This is a genomic window from Stenotrophomonas sp. GW821-FHT02D01, assembly GCF_059421765.1.
The window spans coordinates 402409-427902 of record NZ_JBWKVP010000004.1 but is presented as its reverse complement, the minus strand read 5'-3'; the positions used below and the strand labels follow the sequence as shown (position 1 = coordinate 427902).

Genomic DNA, 25494 nt, shown 5'->3' with positions numbered 1-25494 from the left:
TGTCGATAGATCCAAGTGCACGCTACGTCACAAGACCAAACGAGAGGCAGGCGCTCAGGCGCGTCTCTTTGCAACGCTGGCATCACCATGCCCGCCCCCTGCAAGGACACGACGCCCAGGCGACACTCCAACCGCCTCCCTGGTGAAATTAGCGCTATGGAACCACCCGATCCCATCCCGAACTCGGAAGTGAAACGTAGCTGCGCCGATGGTAGTGTGGCCTAAGCCATGCGAGAGTAGGTCATCGCCAGGGTTTATACCCAAAAACCCCGCTGCTCACGCAGCGGGGTTTTTCTTTGTGCGCGGGAAACCAAGGGGAGTGCCGGCCGCTGCCCGGCAAGCACGTGCAGCCGCGTGATGTTCATGAGGTTGCCGGCCAGCGGCCGGCACTACCGGGACTCAGCACCCACCCACAGATGCGGCGCCCAGAGAGTGCAGCATTCTGTGGAGCTCAGCAGCTGGCGGACATGCTTCGCCGCAGCGGCAGGTTGCCCGGCTCTCATCATCGTGTCGCATGCAGCCTCGAACGGACCGCCTTCGTACCCGTTGAGTCAAACAACCCCGCCGCGAACCACGCCCAACAAAAAGGCGGCGCCCTGCGGGCGCCGCCTTCCATGCAGCAGACGCAGGCCCGGATCAGTCGATCAACGCGGCCTCGCGCCGGCGGAACACCGATACCGCCTGGTTCAGTGCACCGGCCTGCGACTGCAGTTCACGTGCCGCCGCAGTGGCTTCTTCCACCAGCGCCGCGTTCTGCTGCGTGGCCTGGTCCATCTGCACCACCGTCTGGTTGATCTGCTCGATGCCGGATGACTGCTCCTGTGACGCGGCCGAGATCTCGCGCATCAGGTGGCTTACGTTCTCCACGCCGCCGACGATGCCCTGCATGCGCTGTCCGGCATCGGCCACCAACTGGGCGCCCTCGCCGACCTGACGTCCTGCCTCGTCGATGAGGACCTTGATCTCCTGGGCCGCCGCCGCCGATCGCTGCGCGAGCACACGGACCTCGCTGGCGACGACCGCGAACCCGCGCCCCTGCTCGCCGGCGCGTGCCGCTTCAACCGCTGCGTTGAGCGCGAGGATGTTGGTCTGGAAGGCAATGCCGTCGATCACACCGGTAATGTCGCCGATCCGCTTCGACGCGCCTTCGATGGCCTGCATGGTGTCGACCACCCGCTGCATGGCGTGGTTGCCATCACTTGCTGCGCCCTGGGTGGAGGCGGCAAGCTCGCTGGCCTGGCGCGCATGCGCTGCGTTCTGGCGCACGGTGGCGGTCAGCTCCTCCATCGAGGCGGCCGTTTCCTGTAGATGAGCGGCCTGTCGCTCGCTGCGCTCGGACAGCGCGCCGTTGCCGGCGGCGATTTCGCTGGCGGCCGTGCTGATGGTGGTGGCGCAGTGCTGGATGTGGCCGACCATGCGCGCCAGCTGGCCGGCGGTGGCGTTGGCATCGCGCTGGATGGCGGCGAACGCGCCGTGGTACTCGCCCTGCATGCGACGGTCGAGATCGCCGTTGGCCATCGCCGAAAGCATCTGCCGCACTTCGTCGACCGTGCTGCCCAGTGTGTCCAGCAGCTGGTTGATGCCCCCGGTCAGGCCGTCGAGGAAGCTGGCGCCTTCGCTCGCCTGCAGGCGCTGTTCCAGATCACCCTGCGCGGCGGCATCGACAATCCCGGCGACGGCATTCTCCAGCGTCAGTTCGTGGGTACGGTCATGCCATTCCACCGCAAAACCCAGGCGCGCGCCCTGTGCGTCGAACACCGGGGTGACGACTTGGGCGAAGTGCACCGGCCCGATCCGCACCTTGCCGTTGTGTGTCGCCTGCAGCCCATTGAGGATGCCGCGGATGCGGTCAGGGTTGGCATGGAAGCGATGGATGCTGCTGCCGACCAGCCGCTCGGCGTCGAAATCCGGGAAGGCCTGGCGCAGCGTGGCCTGCTGGTTGCGCAGCAGTGCCACCACCGAGCGATTGACGTAGCGGATGACGTGATCGTTGTCGGCAATCATCATCGCCGTGCGTGAGGCATCCAGTGCCTGGCGGATCTGCGCGTTCTCGGCGTTCGCCTCGGCCTCGCGGCCGCGCTGCGCCTGCACATGGCGTGCGGTATCGGCCAGTGCGTGGGCCAGGGAACCGGGTGCGTAGTTGCGTGCATTGCTGTGTGCGCCGAGGTCGGCGCCCGTGGCGATGTCGCGTGCCAATGCCGCCAAGCGGTGCGGTCCATGACCCAGCGCTTCGCTCTGTTGGCGCAGGCGCGCGGCGGTCTGGCCCAGCACCAGCGTCAGCACCGCCAGGGCCATGGCATTCAACAGCGGCGGCAGGACGGCCGCCCCATCAAGCAACGGCGCCAGCAACGCACCGACACCCACCGCGCCGGCCAGCCACAGCGGCATGCGGTCACGCTGGATTAGCAGCACGCCCAGCAGCAGCGCGATGGGCAATGCGGCATTCAATCCGCTGATATGGCAGAGCAGGCTCAACTGCAGTGAAAGCACTCCGGCCAGGCCGTTGCGCGCGAGCGCATGGCCGGCCTGGCGCCAGCCCAGCCAGGCGGCTGGCAGTACCGCGGCGGCAACGGCGCTCGCAGCGGGCACCGACGTGCCGCGCACGGCAAGCACAAGGCCGATCGCTGCGAATACCACGCTGCCCAGCAGCAGGCGACGATCGCCTCGCTGGGCCAGCTGTTGCAGATAAGGGACACGGCCCTGGTCGGGCGGGTGGGAGGACGCAATGGACATCGGCAACTCCTGGATCAACGGACGGCAGCGGCCATGCAACGCGCTGCGCGGATGAGCGCAACGACGGCACGGTCGGGGAATTCGGGGAATGCGGCGCAGGCAGCGACGCGGAGGACGGACACCGTGACCACATCCTGTGGATGACGGTGCAGCAGACGGGACATGCGGTCTTCCTTGCAGAACCAGGAACGAGCCGCAGGCACAAAGGGCCTGCGTGCTGTGGACGCAGGGGCCCACTACCGTTCTATCGGCCGCACTGGCGCAGAGTGAAGTGCGCGCGGCCGACGATGGTCAGCGTGCGTTGGCGTTTTCGCTCAGGAACGCATCGATGACGGCGGCAATACGCGCCGGGTGTTCCATGTGCAGGTGATGGTTGCCGGGAAATACCGCCAGGCGGCCATCACGCAGATGCTGCAGGCGCTCGCTGCGCATCGGCTCGGGATAATACGACTGTGCAGGCGTGGCATAGATCACCTGGGTAGGACAGGTGATGGCCTGCAGCAGGTTGTCGATCTGGCCTTCGCTGAGGCGGATCGCGGTGGGCAGCATCAGGCGCGGATCGCTGCACCAGCGATAGCCGCCTTCGACCGGCTCGACACCGCGTTCGACCAGCAGGCGTGCGCAGCCTTCGCTGAGCTGGTTGGTCATCATCCGCGCCCGGATCGGTGCAGCCAGGTCCGGGAACACGCGCAGCTGCTTGCGTGCCAGTGCTCGGGTGGCGTCGACGTGCTCGCGCAGGCGGCTGGCGGTTTCTTCCTCCGGCCCGCGCAGGCCGCCGAGTGCCTCGATGGCGACCAGCCGTTCGATGCGATCACTGACCGCTGCGGTGAGGCTGGCGATGCCGGCACCCATTGAATGGCCCATCAGGGTGAACCGGTCCCAGCCCAGCGCGTCGGCGACATCGAGTACGTGGGTGATCGCCGCCGGCGTGGTGTACACCGCACCGGTAGGCAGATGCGCGCTGTGGCCGTGTCCGGGCAGGTCGATCGCCACCAGGTCCAGTTGCGGCAGATGCGGCGCCAGCGGTACGAAGCTGGCCGCATTGTCGAGCCAACCGTGCAGGGCCAGCACGCGCGGTCCGTCGCCCGCACGGCGCAGGCCGGCGACGCGGACGCCTGCGACCTGCAGTTCAAACGGCTGCAGGGTCATGCCAGCGAGGCCACGGCCAGCCGAGCCAATGCGCGTGCGTGTTCCGGTTCGGCGTTGAGGCAGCGGATGTAGCGCATCTGTGCGCCGCGCTCAGCCAGTGTTTCGGTGAAGCCCATCGCGACTTCTTCCAGTGTTTCCAGGCAGTCGGTGGCAAAGCCGGGGCAGACCACGTCGATCTGTTTTACCCCAGCCTCGGCCAGTTCCCACAGGCTGGGTTCGGCGTAGGGCTGCAGCCAGCGTTCGCGGCCGAAGCGCGACTGGTAACCCATCTGCCAGTCGTCCGCGCCCAGGCCCAGTGCTGCGGCGATCGCGCGCGCACTGGCCTCGCAGCGCTGCGGATAGGGATCGCCGGCATCGGCAAGGCGCTGCGGAATGCCATGGAAGGAGAACATCAGCTTCTGGCCGCGACCCTGCTGCTGCCAGTAGCGTTGGATCGAGCCGGCAACGGCGGCGACCCAGTCCGGATCGATCGAATAGTCCTGCACCAGGCTCACGGTGACCTGTGGGTTCCTGCGCTGCCAGGCATCCACACGATCCTCGACCGAGGCCGTGGTGGTGGTCGAATACTGCGGATACAGCGGCAATACCACGATGCGGCGCACGCCCTCGGTGGCCAGCCGATCCAGTTCGGTGGTGAGCGCGGGTTCGCCGTAGCGCATCGCGTGGCGTACGCGCAGCGTCGGCAGCAATGCTTGCATCGCCTGCGCCAACTGGCGGGTGTGGACCATCAGCGGCGAGCCTTCCGGCAGCCACACCTGGGCGTACTTGGCGGCTGAACGGCTGCTGCGCAGCGGCAGTATCAGACCGCGCAGCAAGGGCTGCCACAGCAGTGCCGGCAGCGAGACCACGCGCCGGTCGGACAGAAATTCGGCCAGATAACGGCGAACGGCGGGAGCCGTCGGCGTCTCGGGCGTGCCTAGGTTGACCGCCAGTACGGCGGTATCGGGTGCGTCGAGCATGGGCGGTATTGTCGCCGATTCCATCGTCACGTCGGCATGCAGGGTTCGGATGGATGTCATCGATAAGGCCAACATGAGCAGGCAACGCTCATTGGGGATTCATCACAACACTACTAATTTCAGTCACTTGCTATATCTTCCTATGGACTGACTTCTGGAGCCTGCCATGCGTCGCCCGATCCAAGCCCTGCTGATCGCCGCCAGCCTGCTGTCCAGCCAGGCCATGGCCGGACCGCAGGAAGACCAGCGCGCCCGCAACGCGGTGCGTGTACTGGCTGAAATCCAGGGAATCCCTGAACAGGGCATTCCGGACAAATTGCTCGACGAAGGCCGCGCGGTCATCGTCATTCCCGACACGATCAAGGCCGGTCTGGTGATCGGCGGCCGTCGTGGCCACGGCCTGATGTCGGTGCGCATGCCCAATGGTGCGTGGTCGAACCCGGTATTCATCAAGCTCACCGGCGGCAGCATCGGCTTCCAGGCCGGTGTGCAGTCCTCCGACGTGGTGCTGGTGTTCCGCAACGACCGCAGCCTGGACAATCTGGTCAACGGCAAGTTCACCCTCGGCGCCGATGCCGGTGTGGCCGCCGGTCCGGTCGGCCGCAATGCCGCCGCCGCCACCGATGGCCAGCTGAAGGCCGAGATCTGGTCGTGGTCGCGCGCCCGCGGCCTGTTCGCCGGCGTAGCCCTGGATGGTGCGATCCTGCAGATCGACGATGCTGCCAACCTTGATGCCTACGGCAGCAACACCACCCCGCGGATGATCTTCGAGGGCCGCGCGGCTGGCTCGCCGTCAATGGATGTGGTCGCTTTCCGCGATCGCCTGGAAGAGGCCACCTACGCGGCGCGCAACAACCGCAATGGCGGCAATGACGCACCGCGTCCGGCGGCCGCTGCAGCGCCTGCCCCGCAGCCTGTTCAGGCAGCGCCAGCGGCGCCTGCTGAAGCGACCACGGCGCCGCTGCAGGCCGTTCCGCAGACCCCGCCGCCGGCCCAGCAGGGTTTCCAGCCGGTCAACGACGGTGAAATCCGCACTGAAACACTGGGCAACAACTGACTTTCGTCACGCGCGCCGGCTAACAGCCGGTGCGCTATGCTCGGCAATCTGATCACTAACGTAACGAGCGACTTATGGGCAGTTTCAGCATCTGGCATTGGTTGGTCGTGCTCGCCATCGTCCTGCTGGTGTTCGGCACCAAGCGCCTGACCAGTGGTGCCAAGGACCTCGGCTCGGCGGTCAAGGAATTCAAGAAGGGCATGCACGACGACGACAAGCCGAACGCACAGTTGGGCGATGAGTCGCGCAGCCAGGACGCCTCGCGCACCGCGCAGGACGAGCACGACCGCAAGCCGCGTTGATCCGGAGCGGTTGCGGTGTTTGATATCGGCTTCAGCGAACTGCTGGTGATCGCGGTTGTCGCCTTGGTGGTGCTCGGTCCTGAGCGCCTGCCCAAGGCGGCCCGCTTCGCCGGACTGTGGGTACGCCGCGCGCGTAATCAATGGGATTCGGTCAAGCAGGAACTGGAACGCGAACTGCAGGCCGAAGACATCAAGCGGCAGATGCAGGACGTGCGCCAGGGCATGCAGGACACCGAGAACCAGCTGCGTGCCAGCGGCGAAGCCATGCGCCGCGAAGCCGAACAGATGCAACAGCACAGCGACACGCTGGCGCAGCAGGTGCGTGCACCGGCCCCGGCCGAACAGCCCCCACATCTGGCGGATGCGACCGAGCCAGTGGTGGCGTCGACTGAAGGTGCAGCCATTGCGCCCGCCACCGCTGAAGCTGCGGGCGATGCCGTTGCTGATACCGCGACCGAAACGCCCGCGCGCACGGAGCGCCCGTCATGAGCGAACACGACTTCGGCGAAAGTTCGCTGGTGGAACACCTGGTTGAACTGCGCTCGCGCCTGGTGCGTGCGCTGCTGGGGCTGGGCGTTGTGCTGCTGGGCCTGCTGCCGTTTACCCAGAAGCTTTACAACGCACTGGCCGAGCCGCTGATCTCGCAGTTGCCCAATGGGCAGACGATGATCGCCACCAACCCGGCCGGCGCCTTCTTCGCGCCGTTGAAGCTGACGTTCTTCGTGGCCTTGTTCGTGGCCGTGCCATGGCTGCTGTACCAGCTGTGGGCCTTCGTCGCGCCGGGCCTGTATGCACGCGAGAAGCGCCTGGCGATGCCGTTGCTGGTCTCCTCGGTGCTGCTGTTCTACACCGGCTGCGCCTTTGCCTATTTCCTGGTGCTGCCGGCGGTCTTCCACTTCCTCACCACCTTCAGCCCGGAAGTGATCGCGATCACGCCGGATGCGAATGCCTACCTGGACTTCGTGCTGGCGATCTTCTTCGCCTTCGGCGGCAGCTTCGAGCTGCCGGTGGCGATGGTGATCCTGGTGCTGCTGGGCTGGATCACGCCGCAGCAGTTCAAGGAAGGACGCGGTTACGCGATCGTCGGCATCTTCGTGCTCGCTGCGATCCTGACTCCGCCGGACGTAGTGTCGCAGCTGATGCTGGCGATCCCGATGTGCCTGCTGTACGAGCTGGGCATCCACGCCGCGCGCTGGCTGGTGCCGTCTTCGGTGGTCAAGAAGCCTGCTGCCTGATTCCTGGTAGCGCCGGGCATGGCCCGGCGCTACCGTTGAGCCCCGCTCAGGCGTGGAAGACGTCGTTGGCAGGCGGCGACTGCGGCACCGGCGGTGCGCCGCGGCTGCCGCGATGCACGAACATCTGCTTCCAGGCCGAATAGACCGCGCCGACATACAGCGGCATCAGCACCGTGGTGAACACCAGCTGCGCGATGAATGCCGCCGCCAGCGGGCCGCCCAGCAGCATGCCGAGCTGGACCACGATCACGAACAGCACATAGACGCAGAACGCGGCGATCAGGCCGAGCACGGTGAACACGGCGGTGGCGCCGATGTTCTCGATGCAGCCCTGCAGGCTCAGGCGCAGCGCGTGCATGCCGCTCTGGCGGTCGAACACCACCAGTGCCGGCTGGGTGAACATCGCCAGGGTCAGCGCCACGGCGGTGCAGAACACCAGCAGCATCCACAGCGCGATGCGCTGCGCGGGCAGGTTGGCGACCAGTTCGGCGGCGGTTTCCGGGCTGATCTGCTGCCCGCTGCGGCCGAGTTCCTGCATCTTGGTCATGGTGTCGCTGAAGGCGGTGAAGCCCTCGCGGCCGATCATCAGGTACAGCAGCGCGCCCAGCAGCAGCACGGCCAGCACCTGGATCGCCAGCGGCACCAGCAGGTGGCTGACACGGCGGTCGCGGATCGGCTGCAGCAGATGGGTGGCCAGGCCGGGACGGCCCTGGTCGATCTCACCCATGGCGTACAGCATGCCGCCGAACATCACCGGTGAAATCACCAGCGTCATCATCTGCAGGGCCAGGCCGGCGGTGCCGGGCAGCATCGTCCCCAGCAGGGTGACCACCCAGTTCACCAGCAGCCAGGTCAGGCCGATCCGGGCCAGCTGCAGCGGCGCACGCCGATACAGCGAGAACGTATCCAGCAACCACTGGGCGCCCGCCGAGGCTGGCAGCTTGCGAATCTCTTTCATGGACATCCGGGGAGGGACAGGAGGGGCCGGGCGGTATGCCCGTGCCGCCGATTATCCCTGTTTTGCCACCGGCTGGGCTGAAGACAGCCGGGCCTGGCGGACAAAGCGCCGCAACAGCTGGCGCGCCAGCGGCGCGGCGCTGACCGCGCGCTCGATGCTGCGCGCGCAACCGCCATGACGGCCGATGCAGTCGGCGCGTGCGCGCACATAGCCACGCATGTGGTGGGTGGCAAATTCCGGATGGAACTGCACGCCCCAGGCCTGGCGGCCCCAGCGGAAGGCATGGCAGCCATCCAGCGGCGAGCGCGCCAGCACGGCGGCACCCTCGGGTACGCGCAGCACGGTCTGCAGATGGGTGGCGTGGGCCGCGAAGTGGCTCGGCAGGCCCTGGAACAACGGGTCCTGCGCGGCCTGCGGGTCCAGTGCCAGTTCAATCGTTCCCGATTCGCGCCCCGCGGGGTTGTAGGCCACTTCGCCGCCCAGCGCGTGGGCCAGCAGCTGGTGGCCGTAGCAGATGCCGAACACCGGCACGTCGTCGTGCGCGGTCTGCCGCAGCCAGTCGGCACTGCGTTCGCTCCATTCGGCGTGGTCGGTGACGAAGGCGGCCGAGCCGGTTACCAGCACGCCGGCGAACTGGCGTGGATCGGGCAGGTCGGCGCCATGCTCGACGTCAACCACGACGGTCTCGTGTTCTTCCAGGCCGGCGGCGACCCGGATCCAGTGCGGAAAGCGCCCGTAGCGGCGCAACGACGGCACGGGGCGGCCGGTTTCAAGGATCAGGAAGGGCGCTGGATTCATCCGGGGGAGGCAGTACGGACAGGACTTCCTCGATTGTAGTCAGCCCCTGTGCCACCTTTTCAAGCCCGGCCTGGCGCAGGGTTCGCACTCCTTCAGCACGCGCGGCACGGTTGAAACCGGCCAGATCCATGTCCGCACGGATCAGCCCGCGCAGGCGCGAGCCCAATGGCAGCAACTCATACAGGCCGATGCGGCCGAGGAATCCGGTGCGCCGGCACTCCAGGCAACCGACCGGCCGACAGGGCGTGGCGGCATCTGGATATGCAGCTTCGCTATCAGCCAGTACTGCCCAATCGGCCCGGCCGAGGGTGTGCGGCTGCTTGCAGTGCGGGCACAGGGTGCGCACCAGGCGCTGGGCGAGGATGCCGTTGACGGTGGATGACAGCAGGTAATGCGGTACGCCCAGGTCGAGCAGGCGGGTGATGGCCGAGGGCGCGTCGTTGGTGTGCAGGGTGGACAGCACCAGGTGGCCGGTCAGCGAGGCCTGCACGGCCATCTGCGCGGTTTCCAGGTCGCGGATCTCGCCGATCATGATGATGTCCGGGTCCTGCCGCAGCAAGGTGCGCACACCGCTGGCGAAATCCAGGTCGATGTTGGTCTGCACCTGCATCTGGTTGAATTCCGGCGCGATCATCTCGATCGGGTCTTCCACCGTGCATACGTTGACGTCCGGCGTGGCCAGCCGCTTCAGGGTGGAATACAGGGTGGTGGTCTTGCCCGAACCGGTCGGGCCGGTGACCAGCACGATGCCGTGCGGGCGCTCGACCAGGGCGGTCCAGCCGGCCGCTTCCTGCGGGCTGAAGCCGAGCTGGTCGATGCTCTTGAAGGCCGCTTCCGGGTCGAAGATGCGCATCACGCATTTCTCGCCGAAGGCGGTCGGCATGGTCGACAGGCGCATTTCCACTTCACGGCCGCCGGGCGAGCGGGTCTTGATGCGACCATCCTGCGGGCGCCGGCGCTCGGCCAGGTCCATGCGTCCGAGCACCTTGATACGGCTGACCACGGCGGTCATCACCGCCGGTGGCACTTCGAACACCTTGTGCAGCACGCCGTCGATGCGGAAGCGCATGCGGCCCATTTCGCGGCGGGGCTCCAGATGGATGTCCGAGGCGCGCTGCTCGTAGGCGTACTGCAGCAGCCAGTCGACGATGTGCACGATGTGCTGGTCGTCGGCATTGACGTCGCCGGTGCGGCCCAGTTCGACCAGCTGCTCGAAGCTGGGCAGGGTGGTGCTGGCCTCACCCCGTACGTCGCCACGGGCACCGCGCACCGAGCGGGTGACGCCGAAGAACTCCATGGTGTAGCGGTGCAGGTCCAGCGGATTGACCACCGCCAGCTCGATGCGAAGGCGGGTCAGGTGCTGCAGGTCGCGCAGCCATTCCTGTGCCAGCGGCTCGCTGGTGGCCACCAGCACGCGTTCGCCATCCACCGCCAGCGGCAGGAAGCGATGGCGGCGCGCGTAGGCGTGCGAGGCCACGGCGGTGACCGAGGCGACGTCGACCCGGGTCGGATCGATGCGCAGGTAGCGGCTGCCGGTACGCTGGGCCAGCCACTCGGTGAGGCGTTCCAGATTGAGGTCGCCGCCGTCGCTGGCGGCCAGCTTGAGGTTGGACAGCAGCACCAGTGGATGCACTTCACTGGCATTGCGGGCGCCCTGTGCGGAAAAACGGATGCGCTCGCGCTCGTGCGCAGCCACCACGCCGTCGGCCAGCAGGGCCGCCGCAACCTGTTCGAACTGCAGGCGACCGGGCGGCAACGGTGCCGCTCCAGGCTCGCCGGGCGTGCCCGTGGGCAGCCGATGTTCCATCCACCTGCTCCTTCCGGGTACGGAATGCCCCGCAGGTCGGCCGTTATACTAGCGCACCCCTTTGCCGGCCAAGACTCGTCCGCATGTCCGCGACCCCGACCGTTCCGATCACCTTCCAGGGCCTGATCCAGACCCTGAACCAGTTCTGGGCCCAGCAGGGCTGCGTGCTCATCCAGCCGCTCGACCTGGAGGTGGGCGCCGGTACGTTCCACCCGGCCACCTTCCTGCGTGCGATCGGTCCGGAAACCTGGAACGCGGCCTACGTGCAGCCGTCGCGGCGCCCGACCGATGGCCGCTACGGCGAGAACCCGAACCGCCTGCAGCGCTACTACCAGTACCAGGTGGCGATGAAGCCGGCACCGGACAACATCCAGCAGCTGTACCTGGATTCGCTGAAGGCGGTGGGCATCGATCCGCTGGTGCACGACCTGCGCTTTGTCGAGGACAACTGGGAATCGCCGACCTTGGGCGCCTGGGGCCTGGGCTGGGAAGTCTGGCTCAACGGCATGGAGGTGACCCAGTTCACCTACTTCCAGCAGGCCGGTGGCCTGGAGTGCCGGCCGGTGCTGGGCGAGATCACCTACGGTCTCGAGCGCCTGTGCATGTACCTGCAGAACTGCGACAACGTCTACGACCTGGTCTGGACCTACGGCCCGGATGGGCAGCCGGTGACCTACGGCGACGTCTACCACCAGAACGAGGTGGAGCAGAGCACCTACAACTTCGAATACGCCGACGTGGAAGAAATGTTCCACCGCTTCGATGCCTGCGAGCGCGAAGCACAGAAGCTGGTGGAAGTGAACCTGCCGCTGCCGGCCTACGAACAGGTGATGAAGGCCAGCCACACCTTCAACCTGCTCGATGCGCGCCGTGCGATCAGCGTGACCGAACGCCAGCGCTACATCCTGCGCGTGCGCGCGCTGGCCCAGGCGGTGGCCAAGGCCTACTACGAGCAGCGCGAGAAGCTGGGCTTCCCGGGCGCGAAGAAGGCCTGACGGCCCGTTCTCCCATCACGCGTTTCACCTACTACCCCAGGGGCGCCGGCCGCGTCGCGCGCTGCGCCCCCACCACAGGATCGAACCGATGAGCCACTTGTCTCCCCTGCTGATTGAACTGGGCACCGAAGAGCTGCCGGTCAAGGCACTGCCGGGCCTGGCCCAGGCCTTCTTCGACGGTGTTGTCGACGGCCTGCGCAAGCGCGGCGTGGAACTGGAGCTGGGCGATGCACGCCCGCTGTCGACCCCGCGCCGCCTGGCCGTGCTGCTGCCGGGCGTTGGCCTGGAGCAGCCGGAACAGCACAGTGAAGTGCTGGGCCCGTACCTGAACATCGCGCTGGACGCCGAAGGCCAGCCGACCAAGGCGCTGCAGGGGTTCGCGGCCAAGGCCGGGATCGACTGGAGCGCGCTGGAAAAGACCACCGACAACAAGGGTGAGCGCTTCGTGCACCGTGCGGTGACCCCGGGCGCGCGCACTGCTGCGCTGCTGCCGGAGATCCTGCGCGAGGCCATCGCCGGCATGCCCATTCCCAAGCCGATGCGCTGGGGCAACCACAGCTGGGGCTTCGCGCGCCCGGTGCACTGGCTGGTGCTGCTGCACGGCGGTGACGTGGTCGAGGCCGAACTGTTCGGCCTGAAGGCCGACCGCATGAGCCGCGGCCACCGCTTCCTGCACGACAAGACCGTGTGGCTGACCCAGCCGCAGGACTATGTGGAATCGCTGCGCGCGGCCTTCGTGCTGGTTGACCCGGCAGAGCGCCGCCAGCGCATCGTCGCCGAGGTGGAAGCCGCTGCAGCCACCGCCGGTGGCAGCGCACGCATCACCGAGGACAACCTGGAGCAGGTGGTGAACCTGGTCGAGTGGCCGTCGGCGGTGCTGTGCAGCTTCGAGCGCGCGTTCCTGGCGGTGCCGCAGGAAGCGCTGATCGAGACGATGGAGATCAACCAGAAGTTCTTCCCGGTGCTGGATGACGGCGGCAAGCTGACCGAGAAGTTCATCGGCATCGCCAACATCGAGTCCAAGGACGTGGCCGAAGTGGCCAAGGGCTACGAGCGGGTGATCCGCCCGCGCTTCGCCGATGCCAAGTTCTTCTTCGACGAAGACCTGAAGCAGGGCCTGCAGGCAATGGGCGAGGGCCTGAAAACGGTGACCTACCAGGCCAAGCTGGGCAGCGTGGCCGACAAGGTCGCGCGCGTGGTGTCGCTGGCCGAAGTGATTGCGCCGCAGGTCGGCGCCGATCCGCTGCTGGCCAAGCGTGCCGCGCAGCTGGCCAAGAATGACCTGCAGTCGCGCATGGTCAACGAGTTCCCGGAACTGCAGGGCATCGCCGGCCGCCACTACGCGGTGGCCGGTGGCGAATCGCCGGAGGTGGCGCTGGCCATCGACGAGGCCTACCAGCCGCGCTTCGGTGGTGATGACATCGCGCTGTCGCCGCTGGGCAAGGTGCTGGCGATCGCCGAGCGTGTGGACACCCTGGCCGGCGGTTTCGCCGCGGGCCTGAAGCCGACTGGCAACAAGGACCCGTTCGCCCTGCGCCGCAACGCGCTGGGCCTGGCCCGCACGATCATCGAGAGCGGCTTCGAGCTGGACCTGCGTGCGCTGCTGGCCAGCGCCAACGCTGGGCTGGCCGTGCGCAACGTGCAGGCCGACGTGGCCGAGCTGTACGACTTCATCCTCGACCGCCTGAAGGGCTATTACAGCGACAAGGGCGTGCCGGCCAGCCACTTCAACGCGGTGGCCGAGCTGAAGCCGGCCTCGCTGTACGACTTCGACCGCCGTCTGGACGCGATCGGGATCTTCGCGGCGCTGCCGGAAGCCGAGGCGCTGGCCGCGGCCAACAAGCGCATCCGCAACATCCTGCGCAAGGCCGAAGGCGATATTCCGGGCCAGATCGATGCGGCCCTGCTGCAGGAAGATGCCGAGCGCGCGCTGGCCGAAGCCGTGACTGCCGCCATCGACGATACCGGCGCCAGCCTGCACCAGAAGGACTACGTGGCCGTGCTGGCGCGCCTGGCCCGCCTGCGTCCGCAGGTCGATGCGTTCTTCGACGGGGTGATGGTCAATGCCGAGGATCCGGCACTGCGCGGCAACCGCTTGGCGTTGCTGACGATGCTGGGCGAGCGCTTGGGCAAGGTCGCGGCGATCGAGCACCTGTCGAGCTGAGATGGGGTGCCAGGCAAGCTTGGCACCCACCGGTAGTGCCGGCCGCTGGCCGGCACCGACGCGATGCCGATATTTCCGCATGCAGCCGCGATGATCGCCACAAAGGCGCGTATTTTGACCGCCACTTAACAACCGATCCGGATTGACGTGATGCATTTCGCATCGTCACCTTCGGTCGGTATGCTGTGCCGCATGCAGCCAACGAAATACGCCCTGCCGCTGATGGTCCTCTCGCTTTGCGCCACTTCCGTGGCCCATGCGCGCGGCACCATCGACAAGGTGGACATCAAGGGATTGGACAAGGGCGACGACGCCGCGATCATCGAGAACATCCAGGAATCGCTGTCGTTGTTCGACACGATCGGCAAGGAGCAGGGCGAGTCGCGCCTGGAATACCTGCTGTCACAGGCCGAGCGGCAGACCCGCCAAGCGCTGGAACCGTTCGGGTACTACAACCCGGTGATCAAGGTCGAGGCGCCCCGCCAGGACGAGCACGTCACCGTGCTGATCCATGTCGACAAGGGCCAGCCGGTGCTGGTGCGCCGCGAGCACATCGACATCACCGGTCCGGCGATGTACGACCAGTACCTGCAGGACGACCTGGCCGCGTTCAAGCCGCGCAAGGGCCAGCGCTTCGAACACACCCAGTACGAAGCCAGCAAGATCACCGTGACCCGGCGCCTGGCCGAGCGCGGCTACTTCGACGCCGACTACACCCAGCGCCAGGTGCAGATCACCCGCGCGGACAACGCTGCCGACATCGACCTGACCTGGGACAGCGGCCGCCGCTACAACATGGGCCCGGTGACCTTCGAGCAGAACTATTTCGACGACAAGCTGTTCGACCCGCTGGTGTACTGGGACCAGGGCAGCTACTTCCACGAAGGCAAGCTGGACCGCCTGCGCGAGTCGCTGACCAAGCTCGATTACTTCAGCGTGATCGACATCCAGCCGCGTCCGGACCAGGCCGATGAGAACGGCGAGGTGCCGGTTGATGTGAAGCTGACGCGGGCCAAGCGCAGCATCTATTCCTACGGTCTGAGCTACGGCAGCGAAAGTGGCGCCGGTGTGCGCGGTGGCCTTGAACGGCGCTACCTGAACAGCCGCGGCCACAAGATGAACACCCAGCTGGACTATGCGCAGAAGCGCAAGAGCCTGATCACCAGCTACCGCATCCCGGCGTTCAACTGGCTGGATGGTTGGTACACCTTCGCCGCCAGTGCCTATGACGAACAGACCGACTACATCGATCTGCGCAACTTCAAGCTGATCGCCAGCCGCAGCGGCGAGATCAACGAGAACTGGACCGCCATCGCCTCGATCAACGCGCTGCGCGAGCGCTGGCGCTATGCCTCGGGCACCGAATTCACCGATGCGGTCTACAACACGTCCACGCTGGTCTACCCGCAGATCGTGGCCGACTACGTGAAGGTGGACGACGAGCTGTTCCCGCGCAGCGGTATCAGCGGCACCGCGACGGTGCGTGCCGGCGTCGAAGGCGTCGGTTCGGACACCAGCTTCGTGCAGGCCAATGCCGTGCTGCGCTGGTACATCCCGGTGGGGCCGACCAATCGCCTGATCCTGCGCGGCGAAGGCGGCACCACCTGGACCAGTGACCTGGTGGCGATGCCGCCCAGCCTGCGCTACTTCGCCGGTGGCGACCGCAGCATCCGCGGCTATGCCTACCGTGAGGTCGGCCCGCGTACGCCGAAACCGGACAAGTACGCGCTCGGTGCCAAGCACCTGGTGGTCGGCTCGGCCGAATACGAGCACTACTTCAATGGCGGCCCGTGGGGTGCAGCGGTGTTCGTCGATACCGGCAGTGCTTTCGATACCAACATCGATCTGCATACCGGCGTCGGCTTCGGCGTGCGCTGGAAATCGCCGGTGGGACCGGTGCGGGTGGATATCGCGCATGGCCTGAACAACCCTGATTCGCAGTTCCAGCTGTACCTCAACATCGGAGCGGACCTGTGAGCACGCCCGCACCGACTCCGTCGCCGAACACGCCGCCGCGCCGCGTGCGCTTCTACCGTCGTCGCCGTTTCTGGGCATGGTCCGGCGCGGGCGTGGTCGGCCTGGTGCTGGTCGCCCTGCTGGCCGTGTACTGGCTGCTGCAGACGGTGGCCGGCCGCGATGTGCTGCTGGCGCAGGTGGTGGCGCGCCTGCCGGTGGGTGCCAGCTTCACATGGGACAAGGTCGACGGCCCGGTGGCCGGACCACTGACCCTCTACAACGTCGACTTCCGCTACGACGACATCCATTTCCACGCCGAGCGCGCGCACCTGGAGCCGGACCTGCGCCCGCTGCTGGGCCGCAAGCTGCTGCTGGACAAGCTGGAACTGACCAACGCCACGCTCAACCTGGCCAAGAGCGATGAGCCGTTCAAGCTGCCGTCGTGGCCCGATTCGCTGCCGCAGATCGAAATGCCGCTGGCGATCCAGGCCGATGTGATCGCCATCGACAGTTTCCGCATCAGCCAGGCCAACGAGCCGGTGATCGACATCAGCCGCGTGCGCGGTGGCATCGAGATCGCCAACGGCGAGTTCCAGGCGCGCAAGCTGGTGGTGGACAGCGACATGGGTAATTTCACTGCCCAGGGCCGCTACATCCCGGCCAAGGACTACGACACCGACGTCACCGTCACCGCCGTGCTGCCGGCACCGCGCGGGCGTACCGCGGCCACGGTCGGCCTGGTCGCGCGCGGTGATCTGGCGCATATGGAAGTGGCGTTGGCCGGTCGCGCACCGAAGCCGCTGCACGCGATGCTGGTGTTCGATGGCCGCACCGATCCGACCTGGAACGCGACCGTACGCAGCGACGAGCTGGACTTGGCGCTGTTGTCGCCGGCATTGGCCAGCTCGGCCATCGCGCCGCTGGCATTGGACTTCACCGCCTCCGGCAAGGGCGGCAACGCCAACCTGCATGGCCGGGTGAAGCAGGGTGAGCAGGAACTGGAGCTGGCGCCCTCGGTGGTTTCGCTGCAGGACCAGGTGCTGAAAGTCTCGCCGCTGGTGGTCAAGGGCCTGGGCGGCGAAGCACGCCTGGAAGGTACCGCCGATTTCAGCCAGGAAGACCAGCAGAAGCTGAACTTCTCGGTGATCGCGCAGGACCTGACCTGGGTGCCGGCACCGGACCCGAACACCGCCGGCAGTTCGCCGGTGCCGGTGACGCTGAAGGAAGCGCGCTTTGGACTGGCCGGTACCTTGAAGGCGTGGGCGGCGATCGGCCGTGCCGATGTCGAGCGCGAAAAGCAGAAGGCGCAGCTGCGCTTCGATGTGCGTGGCAACGATCAGGCTGCGGAGATCCGCGAACTGCAGGCGCAGACCCCGGGTGGCCAGCTGCAGGTCGAAGGCAAGGTGGCCTGGGCACCGCAGCTGGACTGGGATGCCAAGGCCACGCTGAAGGATTTCGACCCGGGCTACTTCGCACCGGGCTGGGATGGTCGTCTGTCCGGCAATCTCGCGTCCAAGGGGCGTCAGTTGCCGCCGCCGGCCAACGCGCCGCCGGGCACTGCGGGCACGCTGGAGGCCACGGTGGACCTGCCGTCGCTGAAGGGCATCCTGCGCCAGCGCAATGTGGATGCCCAAGGCAAGTTCGCCCTGCAGGGTGAACAGGGCCAGGGTGAATTGAAACTGGCCGTCGGCAGCAGCCGGGTGACCGCCTCCGGCAAGGTCGGCGACCGCCTGGACATCGACGCGCGCTTCGAGCCGCTGCAGCTGAGCGATCTGCTGCCCGGCGCCGATGGTGGCCTGCGTGGCCAGGTGCAGGTGAAAGGCCCGCGCGATGCACCAGACATCACTGCAGATCTGGTCGGCAACAATCTCAACTGGGACGGCTATGGCGCTGAAAGCCTGAGCATCAAGGGCCGCCTGCCGTGGCGTGGCGACAGTGGCACGCTGGCGATACAGGGCCAGCAGGTCAATGCCGGCATGCTGCTGGAACGCTTGAACATCGATGCGCAGGGCAGTGTCTCCAACCTGCGCCTGGCCGCACAGACACGCAACGAACTGGGCGCGATCGAGCTGCAGGGCAGCGTGCGCCAGCAGGGCGAGCCATGGCGTGGCGAACTGGCCGCGCTGCGCATCGCACCGGTGAAGGGCGATGCGTGGGCACTGCGTGCGCCCGCGGCATTCGCCATCAACGGCAGCAACTACACGCTGGGCGAAACCTGCCTGGGTGCTGCGACCGGTGGCGCCCTGTGCGCGCATGCCAACTGGCCGCGCGAAGGCTTGGTGGTGCGCGGCGATGCGTTGCCGTTGGCGCTGGTGCAGCCGTGGTTGCCGCCACAGTCCGGCCGGCGCATCTACCTGCGTGGCGAACTCAACCTGGACGCGCAGATCCGTCCGCGTGGCAACGCATGGGAAGGTCATGTGGAAGTGCGTTCGGCCGAAGGTGGCGTACGCCTGGGCGAGAACCGCAACACCAGCCTGGCCGATGCCAACCGTGGCGAGCTGGTGCGCTATGACCAGTTCTCGCTGAAGCTGGACATGACCCCGGCCAGCATCAAGGGCTATCTGGGCATGGGCTTCCAGGGCAACGGCTTCGTTGATGCGAAGATGCAGACTGGTTGGGAACCGAGTGCGCCGCTCAACGGCGAGCTCTACCTCAACATGTCGCGCCTGTACTGGCTGGAACTGTTCTCGCCGGATGTGGTGCGCCCGACCGGGCTGATTGAAGGCCACGTGAGCCTGCGTGGCACGCGCGGGCAGCCGTCGCTGGGCGGTGATGCGCAGCTGAGCAACTTCAAGGGCGAGTTCCCGGCGCTGGGCCTGACCTTCGACCAGGGCAAGGGCAGCTTCGTCGCCCAGCCCGATGGGTCGGCCAAGATCACCGCACAGGCGAATTCGGGCAAGGGCACGCTGTATGTCGACGGCGGCCTGTCCTGGTTCGGCGATGCACAGCCGCTGCAGCTGAAGATCCACGGCGAGAATGTGCTGCTGTCCAATACCAGCGAGCTGCGCATCATCGCCAATCCCAACCTGGACTTCACCCTGGCCAAGGCCGCGATGGAGCTGCGCGGAACGGTGCACGTGCCCGAGGCCGACATCGATCTGGAGCGCCTGGACCGTGGCACCTCGGTGTCCGAGGACGTGGTGGTGCTGGACCCGGCCGATCCGGAAGAGTCGCGCACCTCGCCGCTGGACATGGAGTTGGCCGTCAGCCTGGGCGACAAGGTCAAGATGAGCGGCTTCGGCCTGAAGGGCGCGCTGACCGGCAAGATGCAGGTCTGGGCCAAACCCGGTCGCGAGATGACCGCCAACGGTGGCCTGGAAGTCAGTGGCCGCTACAAGGCCTATGGCCAGGACCTGACCATCACCCGCGGCAACCTCAACTGGAACTACAACGCGGTGTCCGACCCGCGCATCAATATCCGCGCCGAGCGCCGGATCGGTGATGTCACCGCCGGCATCGACGTGACCGGGCGCGCGCAGCAACCGCGCGCCGATGTCTGGTCCGATCCGGCGATGTCGCAGTCCGAAGCACTGGGTTACCTGGTGCTGGGGCGCAGCCTGACCGGTGCCAGCAGCGACCAGACCCAGCAGGTGAACGCCGCATCGGCCGCGCTGTCGGCGGGCAGTGGCCTGCTGGCTTCGCAGCTGGGGGCCAAGCTCGGCCTGGACGATGCCGGCGTCAGCCAGTCGCGCGCGCTGGGCGGCTCGGTGATCGGTGTGGGCAAGTACATTTCGCCCAAGCTGTACGTGGGCTACGGCGTATCGCTGGTCGGTGCCGGTTCGGTGATCACCCTGAAGTACCTGCTGCGCCGCGGCTTCGACGTGGAAGTGGAATCGAGCACGGTGGAAAACCGTGGCTCGTTGAACTGGCGGCGGGAGAAGTAGAGCCACGCCATGCGTGGCTGCGGGGACGCCGGGGCGAGCCCGGCGCCGCCTGCTAGCGTCGCGCGCTTTCTGCGCGGCTGCGGCGGTCCTGTGCGAACTCCCACAGCCAGTATCCCAGTACCAGCACGATGCCTGCTTCGGCCAGGAACAGCGACAGCATCAGGAGCACGGCATAGCGGATCCTGAAATCGATCCGGTAGCCGACCCGTCGCCACCACCGCGCGACGGAGAGCGCCAGCGCGGGGAAGATCATCAGGGTTCCCTCGACGCGTTGCCCCAGGCCATGGATCAGCACCAGGCTGGCGATGGCCATCATCGGCGCAGGCAGTGTCAGCAGAAGGCCGAAGCGCGTGTGGCTGTGATCCAGGGTGAGCTGACGTACGCTCCAGCGAAGCAACGGCCACAGCACTCCGATCAGGGCGAATGCGGTGCATATGCCGATGGCGGCCAGACCATATTCGGACATGTCGCGGTCCAGGCCATCAAGCAGCGCCATGAACGTGAACGGCAACGGCAGCATGGCGGCAAGCGCGCCGATCAGGATCCCGCGCAGCATCCCCAGCAGGCAGCGCCAGCGGTTGATCTGGCTCACGTCCACGAGGCTGCGCCAGAAGGCGACCTGGCGTGGATCCCAGGAGACAGGCAACTGCTCGAAGCCGTTCTGCTCAAGCGCATCCATCATCCTGTTGGCGTCGGTTACATGGTCGGGCAGCACGGCCCGCCACAGCGCCCACCCTGCGTGCCAGGGCTTGGACAGATAGCGCAGGCAGCGTTCAGCGGTGGCCTGTGCCATCTGCAGGCTGCCTTCCCGATGCAGGGCGGCGTTGATCTGCGTCGGATCGCCAGACTGCACTGCCCAGCGACGATGCGTGCGTGTGCGGATCGCCTCCAACCTGTCCGGGTCCACGCCGTCGTGCACGTCATCCCAGCCGAAGCAGCGCACCAGCAGCGACATGTTGGCCGCGCAGACACCGTCCCCGGTGCGCACCAGCTCATCCAGCAGCGCCTGGCCAACGAGCGGCTTGTAGCGCAGCGACCACAGGATGGGCGTGGCCTCGAGCCAGGGACCGAACGCATCGGCCGGCGACAGGCGTGCCTCGCAGAGGATGCGCTGTGCGTTCGCCGGTACGTCCACCCCACCGTCAGGTTCCACCGGCGGCTGCGTGCGCAACAACACCGGCGTCCCCTGCGGGGGACGCGGCGGGGAGTATTCGCCTACCCCCGGCGTCGGCTGCTGCGCGCTGAAAGCCATCGCTTCAAGCGCGCCATCGGCTTCGGCCCATGCGTGATCCAGGCCATCGTCAGCGGTCGATTCGGCCCGCACCCAGTCCAGCGCAGCCTGGTAGGCCTGGTGCAGGTGCTGGAAGGCAACCGGATCATCGTCGGGACGGGTTACCCGCAGGCGCTTTGCGTAGGCGCGCTTGATCGCACGCTCGTCGGCATCCGCGTCCAGTTCCAGAACGTCCAGGCCCCAGCTCATTCGCCGGCCTCCAGTGCATCAAGCGCGTACGCAAGCTCGCGGCGCTGGCGATCGATGAGCGTCGTGTCCTGGCCCTCCAGCGCGTGCCGGAACTGCGCCAGCCACGTCTGCAGGGGCTCGCGCTGGTGGATGAGCTCCTCGTACAGGCGTTCAGCGCGGGCGATGATGGCCAGGTTCTGCTGCGCGTCGCGCGGGTGGATCTTGAGAGCCTGCAGCGCCTGCAGGCGTTGCTGGATTTCTTCCGGCGTCAACAGGCCCGGATTCTGCTCCAGCACCAGTTCGTGCCGCCGGCCTGTAGCGTCCTCGGTCACTTCCACCTGCAGCAGCCCGTTGATGTCGTAGGTGAAGCGGGTCGTGACGCCGCGCTCATGCAGCGGACCACGGTGGGTCAGCGGCACATTCAGTTCACCCAGTTTGATGTTGCGGTCCACCGTCGGGCTCTCGCCCTGGAACACGTCGATGCGGACGGCCTGCTGCTGTTCATGCAGAGGGTAGAAACGGTCCTCGCGGCTGACCGGCACGACGGTGTTGCGCTGGATGATCGGGTGGAAATAGCCGCTGCGTTCGCCGCCGGAGGCATCACGGCGGGATACCTGGGTTCCCAGCGTATAGGGGCAGACGTCGGTCAGCACCACCTCGCGCAGCGATTCATCCCGTGCCTTCAGGCCGGCCGCGACCGCCGCGCCCAGCGCAATGGCCTCGTCGGGATGGATATGGCGCAGCGGCAGCCTGCCGAAGATGCGGGTGGCCAGCTTGCTGATCATCGGCATGCGCACCGCGCCGCCGACCAGCACGATGTCATCCAGCGCGTCGGGCTTGAGCCGGGCATCGCGGATGGCACGTTCGACGGGGGTCCGCATGCGCTGCAGCAGGGGTTCGCACAGGGACGCATAGCGTGCTTCATCCAACTGCCAGGTGCGCTCTGCACCGGCCAGGGGCAGATGCAGGCGGGCCTGGCCCTGCACGCTGAGCTCGCGCTTGAACACCTCCAGCCGTCGCAGCAGCTGGGCCTGTTCCGCCGCCGACAGGTCGCTGGCAGCGATGCCCAGTTCAGCGTGGAATGCCTGCACCAGGACCTGCAGGAAGTCCTCTCCGCCAAGATAGTTGTCACCGGCGCTGGCATGGACCTCGACCACGCCGTCGAAGATTTCCAGGACCGACACGTCGAACGTCCCGCCCCCCAGATCCAGTACCAGGATGCGGCTCTCTTCGTCGCGCTGCTGCAGGCCATAGGCCAGTGCGGCGGCGGTGGGCTCGTTGATCAGGCGCTCGACCCGGATGCCGGCCAGCTCTCCGGCGATCCGCGTCGCCTTGCGCTGCGCATCGGAAAAATAGGCCGGCACACTGATGACCGCCTCCTCCACCCGGTGCCCGAGTGCTGCCTCGGCGTCGGCCAGCAGCGAGCGCAGCACCAGGGCCGACAGCTCCTCGGCGCGGAAGGTGCGGTTGCCCAGACGGGTTTCGCGGTCGCTGCCCATCCACCGCTTGAAGTGCGCCACGCTCAACTGGGGATGGCTGACCAGACGATCGCGGGCGGGCTGCCCCACCAGCACGGTGTCGTTGTCGAGGCTGACCACGGATGGGGTGAGCAGCTCGCCATGCGCGTTGGGGAACAAGCGCGGCCCGTCCGGCGCGTGGATGCCGATGAGGGAGTGGGTGGTGCCAAGATCGATACCGACGATCATCTGCGGACGTCCGATGTGCAGAAAGGGCGCAATTGTAGGAACGCTGGGCGGGCCTGACTATCGGGCGTTGCCCGACAGCGCCCCAGCGGCTATGGTCCCGGGCTGTTCTGTCGTACCGGATTGCCTCATGTCGCCACGCAAAGCCCTCCCCACCGCCCTGGCCCTGGGCCTGACCCTCGCCGCTGGCGCCCACGCCGATGAAGGCATGTGGATGCCGACCCAGCTGCCGGAGCTGGCCAAGCCGCTGCAGGCGGCTGGCTTCAAGGGCAACCCGGCCGATCTGGCCAACGTGACCGCGCCGCCGCTGAGTGCGGTCGTGCGTGCCGGCGGTGGCACCGGCTCGTTCGTGTCGGCCGATGGCCTGCTGCTGACCAACCACCACGTGGCGATGGGCGTGATCCAGTACAACAGCTCGCCCGAGCACAACTTCATCAACGATGGCTTCATCGCCAAGGGTCGCGCCGACGAGCGTCCGGCCAATCCGGACTTCCGCGTGCTGGTCACCGTCGGCTTCGACAAGGTGACCGACCAGGTGCTGGCACAGGCCAAGGGCAAGACCGGCCGCGCGTACTTCGACGCGGTGGATGCAGCCAGCAAGCAGATCGTGGCCGAGTGCGAGAAGGACGGCAGCGTGCGCTGCTCGGTGGCCAACATGTATTACGGCACCGACTTCTACCGCATCGCCCAGCTTGAGCTGAGCGACGTGCGCCTGGTCTATGCGCCGCCGCGCGCGATCGGCAACTACGGCGATGAGATCGACAACTTCATGTGGCCGCGTCACACCGGCGACTTCACCCTGCTGCGTGCCTACGTGGGCAAGGACGGCAAGCCGGCCGCCTACAGCAAGGACAACGTGCCCTACCAGGCACCGGCGCACCTGCAGATGTCGGTGGAAGGCCCGAAGGAGGGCGACTACGCGATGCTGGCCGGTTACCCGGGCATCACCTACCGCCATCGCACCGCCGCCGAATTCGCTGGCCAGATCGATACCGTGCTGCCGCGCCGGGTGTCGGTGTTCCAGCAGATGATCGACACCATCGAAGCGGCCAGTGCCAAGGATGCGCAGGCACGTACCCGTTATGCCTCGCAGCTGCAGTCGCTGAAGAACAACCGCAAGCGTGCTGCCGGTGAGCTGGAAGGGCTGCTGCGCAGCGATGCCAAGGCCCAGCGTGCGGCCGACGAGCAGGCGATGCTGGCCGCCACCGACCGCAAGTACCAGGGCGACATCAAGGCGCTGCTGGCCAACCTGTCGCAGGGCGCGGCGGTGGGCGAGCGCGACCTGCTGCTGGAGCAGATGGCCGGCCAGAGCCAGCTTCTGCGCTCGGCACTACTGCTGGAACGCCTGCGCATTGAATCGGCCAAGCCGGACGCGCAGCGCGAGACCGGCTACCAGCAGCGCGACCAGGCGATGATCGAAGGCGTGCTGAAGCAGGTGCAGCGCCGCTATGCACCCGAGGTCGAGAAGGCGCTGCTGACCACCCTGTTGACGCGCTACCAGCAGTTGCCGGATGCGCAGCGCGTGGCCGAGTTCGACACGGCGTTCGGCCGTACCCCGGCACAGCTGGCGCAGGCGCTGGACACGCTGTACGCCGGCACCCAGCTGGGTGACGAAGCGCAGCGTCTGTCCCGTTTCGCCGCTGCCCGCGAAGGCAAGGCGCTGGCCGCCGATCCGCTGATTGCCGTGGCCGGCCCGCTGGTGGCCGCGCAGCTGCGCATCGAAAACGAGAGCAAGACCCGCGAAGGCGAACAGCTGCGCCTGCGCCCGGCCTACATGCAGGCCTTGTTCGCCTGGCGTGCCAAGCAGGGCCGTGCGGTGTACCCGGATGCCAACCGCACCCTGCGCATCAGCTACGGCAAGGTGGAAGCGCTGCACCCGCGTGATGGCGTGACCTATTCGCCGGTGACCACGGTGGCCGGCATCGTCGAAAAGAACACCAACGCCTATCCGTTCGATGCACCCAAGCCGCTGCTGGCCGCGATTGCCAAAGGCGACTTCGGCAGCACCGCCGACCCCGCGCTGAAGACCCAGACGGTCAACTTCCTGACCAACCTGGACACCACCGGCGGCAACTCCGGCTCACCGGTGCTCAACGCCAAGGGCGAACTGATCGGCCTGAACTTCGACAGCAACTGGGAGTCGGTCAGTGCCAGCTGGTGGTTCGACCCCCGCTACAAGCGCGCCGTGCACGTGGATATGCGCTACCTGCGCTGGCTGCTGGCCAAGGTCTACCCGGCACCTGAACTGCTGAAGGAAATGGGCGTTCCGGCGGAATAACGCCGGTTCCCGGTAGGTCCCCACCGTTTCCTGGTGGGTGCCCACCTCTCCCTCTGG

18 protein-coding genes and 1 rRNA gene are annotated in these 25494 nt (G+C 67.0%); 10 read left to right on the top strand and 9 right to left on the bottom strand.

The window, feature by feature from the left end; genetic code table 11:
• Positions 1-138: 138 nt before the first annotated feature.
• Positions 139-253: ribosomal RNA gene (gene rrf, locus AC07UW_RS11615) — 5S ribosomal RNA — on the top strand.
• Between the two features lie 383 nt (positions 254-636).
• On the opposite strand, the gene AC07UW_RS11610 is transcribed toward rrf, so the two are convergent.
• The 4 genes from AC07UW_RS11610 to hemH form a co-directional block, all read right to left on the bottom strand.
• Complete coding sequence (locus AC07UW_RS11610) at positions 637-2733, bottom strand: methyl-accepting chemotaxis protein (protein WP_495212095.1); 2097 nt, start codon at positions 2731-2733, stop codon at positions 637-639.
• Between the two features lie 14 nt (positions 2734-2747).
• Entirely contained in the window at positions 2748-2897 is a 150-nt protein-coding gene (locus AC07UW_RS11605) for a hypothetical protein (RefSeq protein WP_154231535.1), read from the bottom strand.
• A gap of 127 nt (positions 2898-3024) precedes the next feature.
• Positions 3025-3882, bottom strand: a complete 858-nt coding sequence (locus AC07UW_RS11600; RefSeq protein ID WP_313250314.1) for an alpha/beta fold hydrolase — start codon at positions 3880-3882, stop codon at positions 3025-3027.
• A complete protein-coding gene (gene hemH, locus AC07UW_RS11595; RefSeq protein WP_495212099.1) occupies positions 3879-4841 on the bottom strand; it encodes a ferrochelatase in 963 nt (320 codons plus the stop codon). Before hemH ends, AC07UW_RS11600 begins: the two co-directional genes overlap by 4 nt.
• Before the next feature lie 166 nt (positions 4842-5007).
• Between hemH and AC07UW_RS11590 the strand changes: the two genes are divergently transcribed.
• The 4 genes from AC07UW_RS11590 (at position 5008) to tatC (ending at position 7435) form a co-directional block, all read left to right on the top strand.
• Complete coding sequence (locus tag AC07UW_RS11590; RefSeq protein WP_025878761.1) at positions 5008-5898, top strand: lipid-binding SYLF domain-containing protein; 891 nt, start codon at positions 5008-5010, stop codon at positions 5896-5898.
• 74 nt (positions 5899-5972) lie between these two features.
• A complete protein-coding gene (tatA, locus tag AC07UW_RS11585) occupies positions 5973-6200 on the top strand; it encodes a Sec-independent protein translocase subunit TatA (RefSeq protein WP_025878762.1) in 228 nt (75 codons plus the stop codon).
• A gap of 15 nt (positions 6201-6215) precedes the next feature.
• Positions 6216-6689 carry a Sec-independent protein translocase protein TatB gene (gene tatB, locus AC07UW_RS11580; protein WP_312112645.1) on the top strand — a complete coding sequence of 158 codons (474 nt, stop codon included), beginning with the start codon at positions 6216-6218 and terminating at the stop codon, positions 6687-6689.
• Entirely contained in the window at positions 6686-7435 is a 750-nt protein-coding gene (tatC, locus tag AC07UW_RS11575) for a twin-arginine translocase subunit TatC (RefSeq protein ID WP_025878764.1), read from the top strand. The genes tatB and tatC overlap by 4 nt, the downstream gene beginning before the upstream one ends.
• A 46-nt stretch (positions 7436-7481) precedes the next feature.
• Here tatC and AC07UW_RS11570 read toward each other — a convergent pair whose 3' ends face one another.
• Genes AC07UW_RS11570 through AC07UW_RS11560 form a run of 3 tightly spaced genes read right to left on the bottom strand, consistent with a single transcriptional unit; the run spans position 7482 to position 10998 of the window.
• Entirely contained in the window at positions 7482-8393 is a 912-nt protein-coding gene (locus tag AC07UW_RS11570) for a BPSS1780 family membrane protein (RefSeq protein WP_049465015.1), read from the bottom strand.
• 51 nt (positions 8394-8444) lie between these two features.
• Complete coding sequence (locus AC07UW_RS11565; protein ID WP_495212094.1) at positions 8445-9191, bottom strand: glutamine amidotransferase; 747 nt, start codon at positions 9189-9191, stop codon at positions 8445-8447.
• Positions 9163-10998, bottom strand: a complete 1836-nt coding sequence (locus AC07UW_RS11560) for a GspE/PulE family protein (protein WP_336022744.1) — start codon at positions 10996-10998, stop codon at positions 9163-9165. Before AC07UW_RS11560 ends, AC07UW_RS11565 begins: the two co-directional genes overlap by 29 nt.
• A gap of 83 nt (positions 10999-11081) precedes the next feature.
• On the opposite strand from AC07UW_RS11560, the gene glyQ reads away from it, so the two are divergent.
• The 4 genes from glyQ (at position 11082) to AC07UW_RS11540 (ending at position 19997) form a co-directional block, all read left to right on the top strand.
• A complete protein-coding gene (gene glyQ / locus AC07UW_RS11555; RefSeq protein WP_025878768.1) occupies positions 11082-11993 on the top strand; it encodes a glycine--tRNA ligase subunit alpha in 912 nt (303 codons plus the stop codon).
• A gap of 88 nt (positions 11994-12081) precedes the next feature.
• Entirely contained in the window at positions 12082-14157 is a 2076-nt protein-coding gene (gene glyS / locus AC07UW_RS11550) for a glycine--tRNA ligase subunit beta (protein WP_495212093.1), read from the top strand.
• A 180-nt stretch (positions 14158-14337) separates the two neighbouring features.
• A complete protein-coding gene (locus AC07UW_RS11545) occupies positions 14338-16134 on the top strand; it encodes an autotransporter assembly complex protein TamA (RefSeq protein WP_081794577.1) in 1797 nt (598 codons plus the stop codon).
• Complete coding sequence (locus AC07UW_RS11540) at positions 16131-19997, top strand: translocation/assembly module TamB domain-containing protein (protein ID WP_495212092.1); 3867 nt, start codon at positions 16131-16133, stop codon at positions 19995-19997. The genes AC07UW_RS11545 and AC07UW_RS11540 overlap by 4 nt, the downstream gene beginning before the upstream one ends.
• 52 nt (positions 19998-20049) lie before the next feature.
• On the opposite strand, the gene AC07UW_RS11535 is transcribed toward AC07UW_RS11540, so the two are convergent.
• Together AC07UW_RS11535 and AC07UW_RS11530 are read right to left on the bottom strand one after the other, a co-directional pair.
• Entirely contained in the window at positions 20050-21477 is a 1428-nt protein-coding gene (locus tag AC07UW_RS11535; protein WP_495212091.1) for a J domain-containing protein, read from the bottom strand.
• Positions 21474-23162: an Hsp70 family protein gene (locus AC07UW_RS11530; RefSeq protein ID WP_495212090.1), complete on the bottom strand. Its 1689-nt coding sequence runs from the start codon at positions 23160-23162 to the stop codon at positions 21474-21476. The genes AC07UW_RS11535 and AC07UW_RS11530 overlap by 4 nt, the downstream gene beginning before the upstream one ends.
• Before the next feature lie 127 nt (positions 23163-23289).
• On the opposite strand from AC07UW_RS11530, the gene AC07UW_RS11525 reads away from it, so the two are divergent.
• Positions 23290-25437: a S46 family peptidase gene (locus AC07UW_RS11525; protein WP_099785906.1), complete on the top strand. Its 2148-nt coding sequence runs from the start codon at positions 23290-23292 to the stop codon at positions 25435-25437.
• Positions 25438-25494 lie beyond the last annotated feature (57 nt).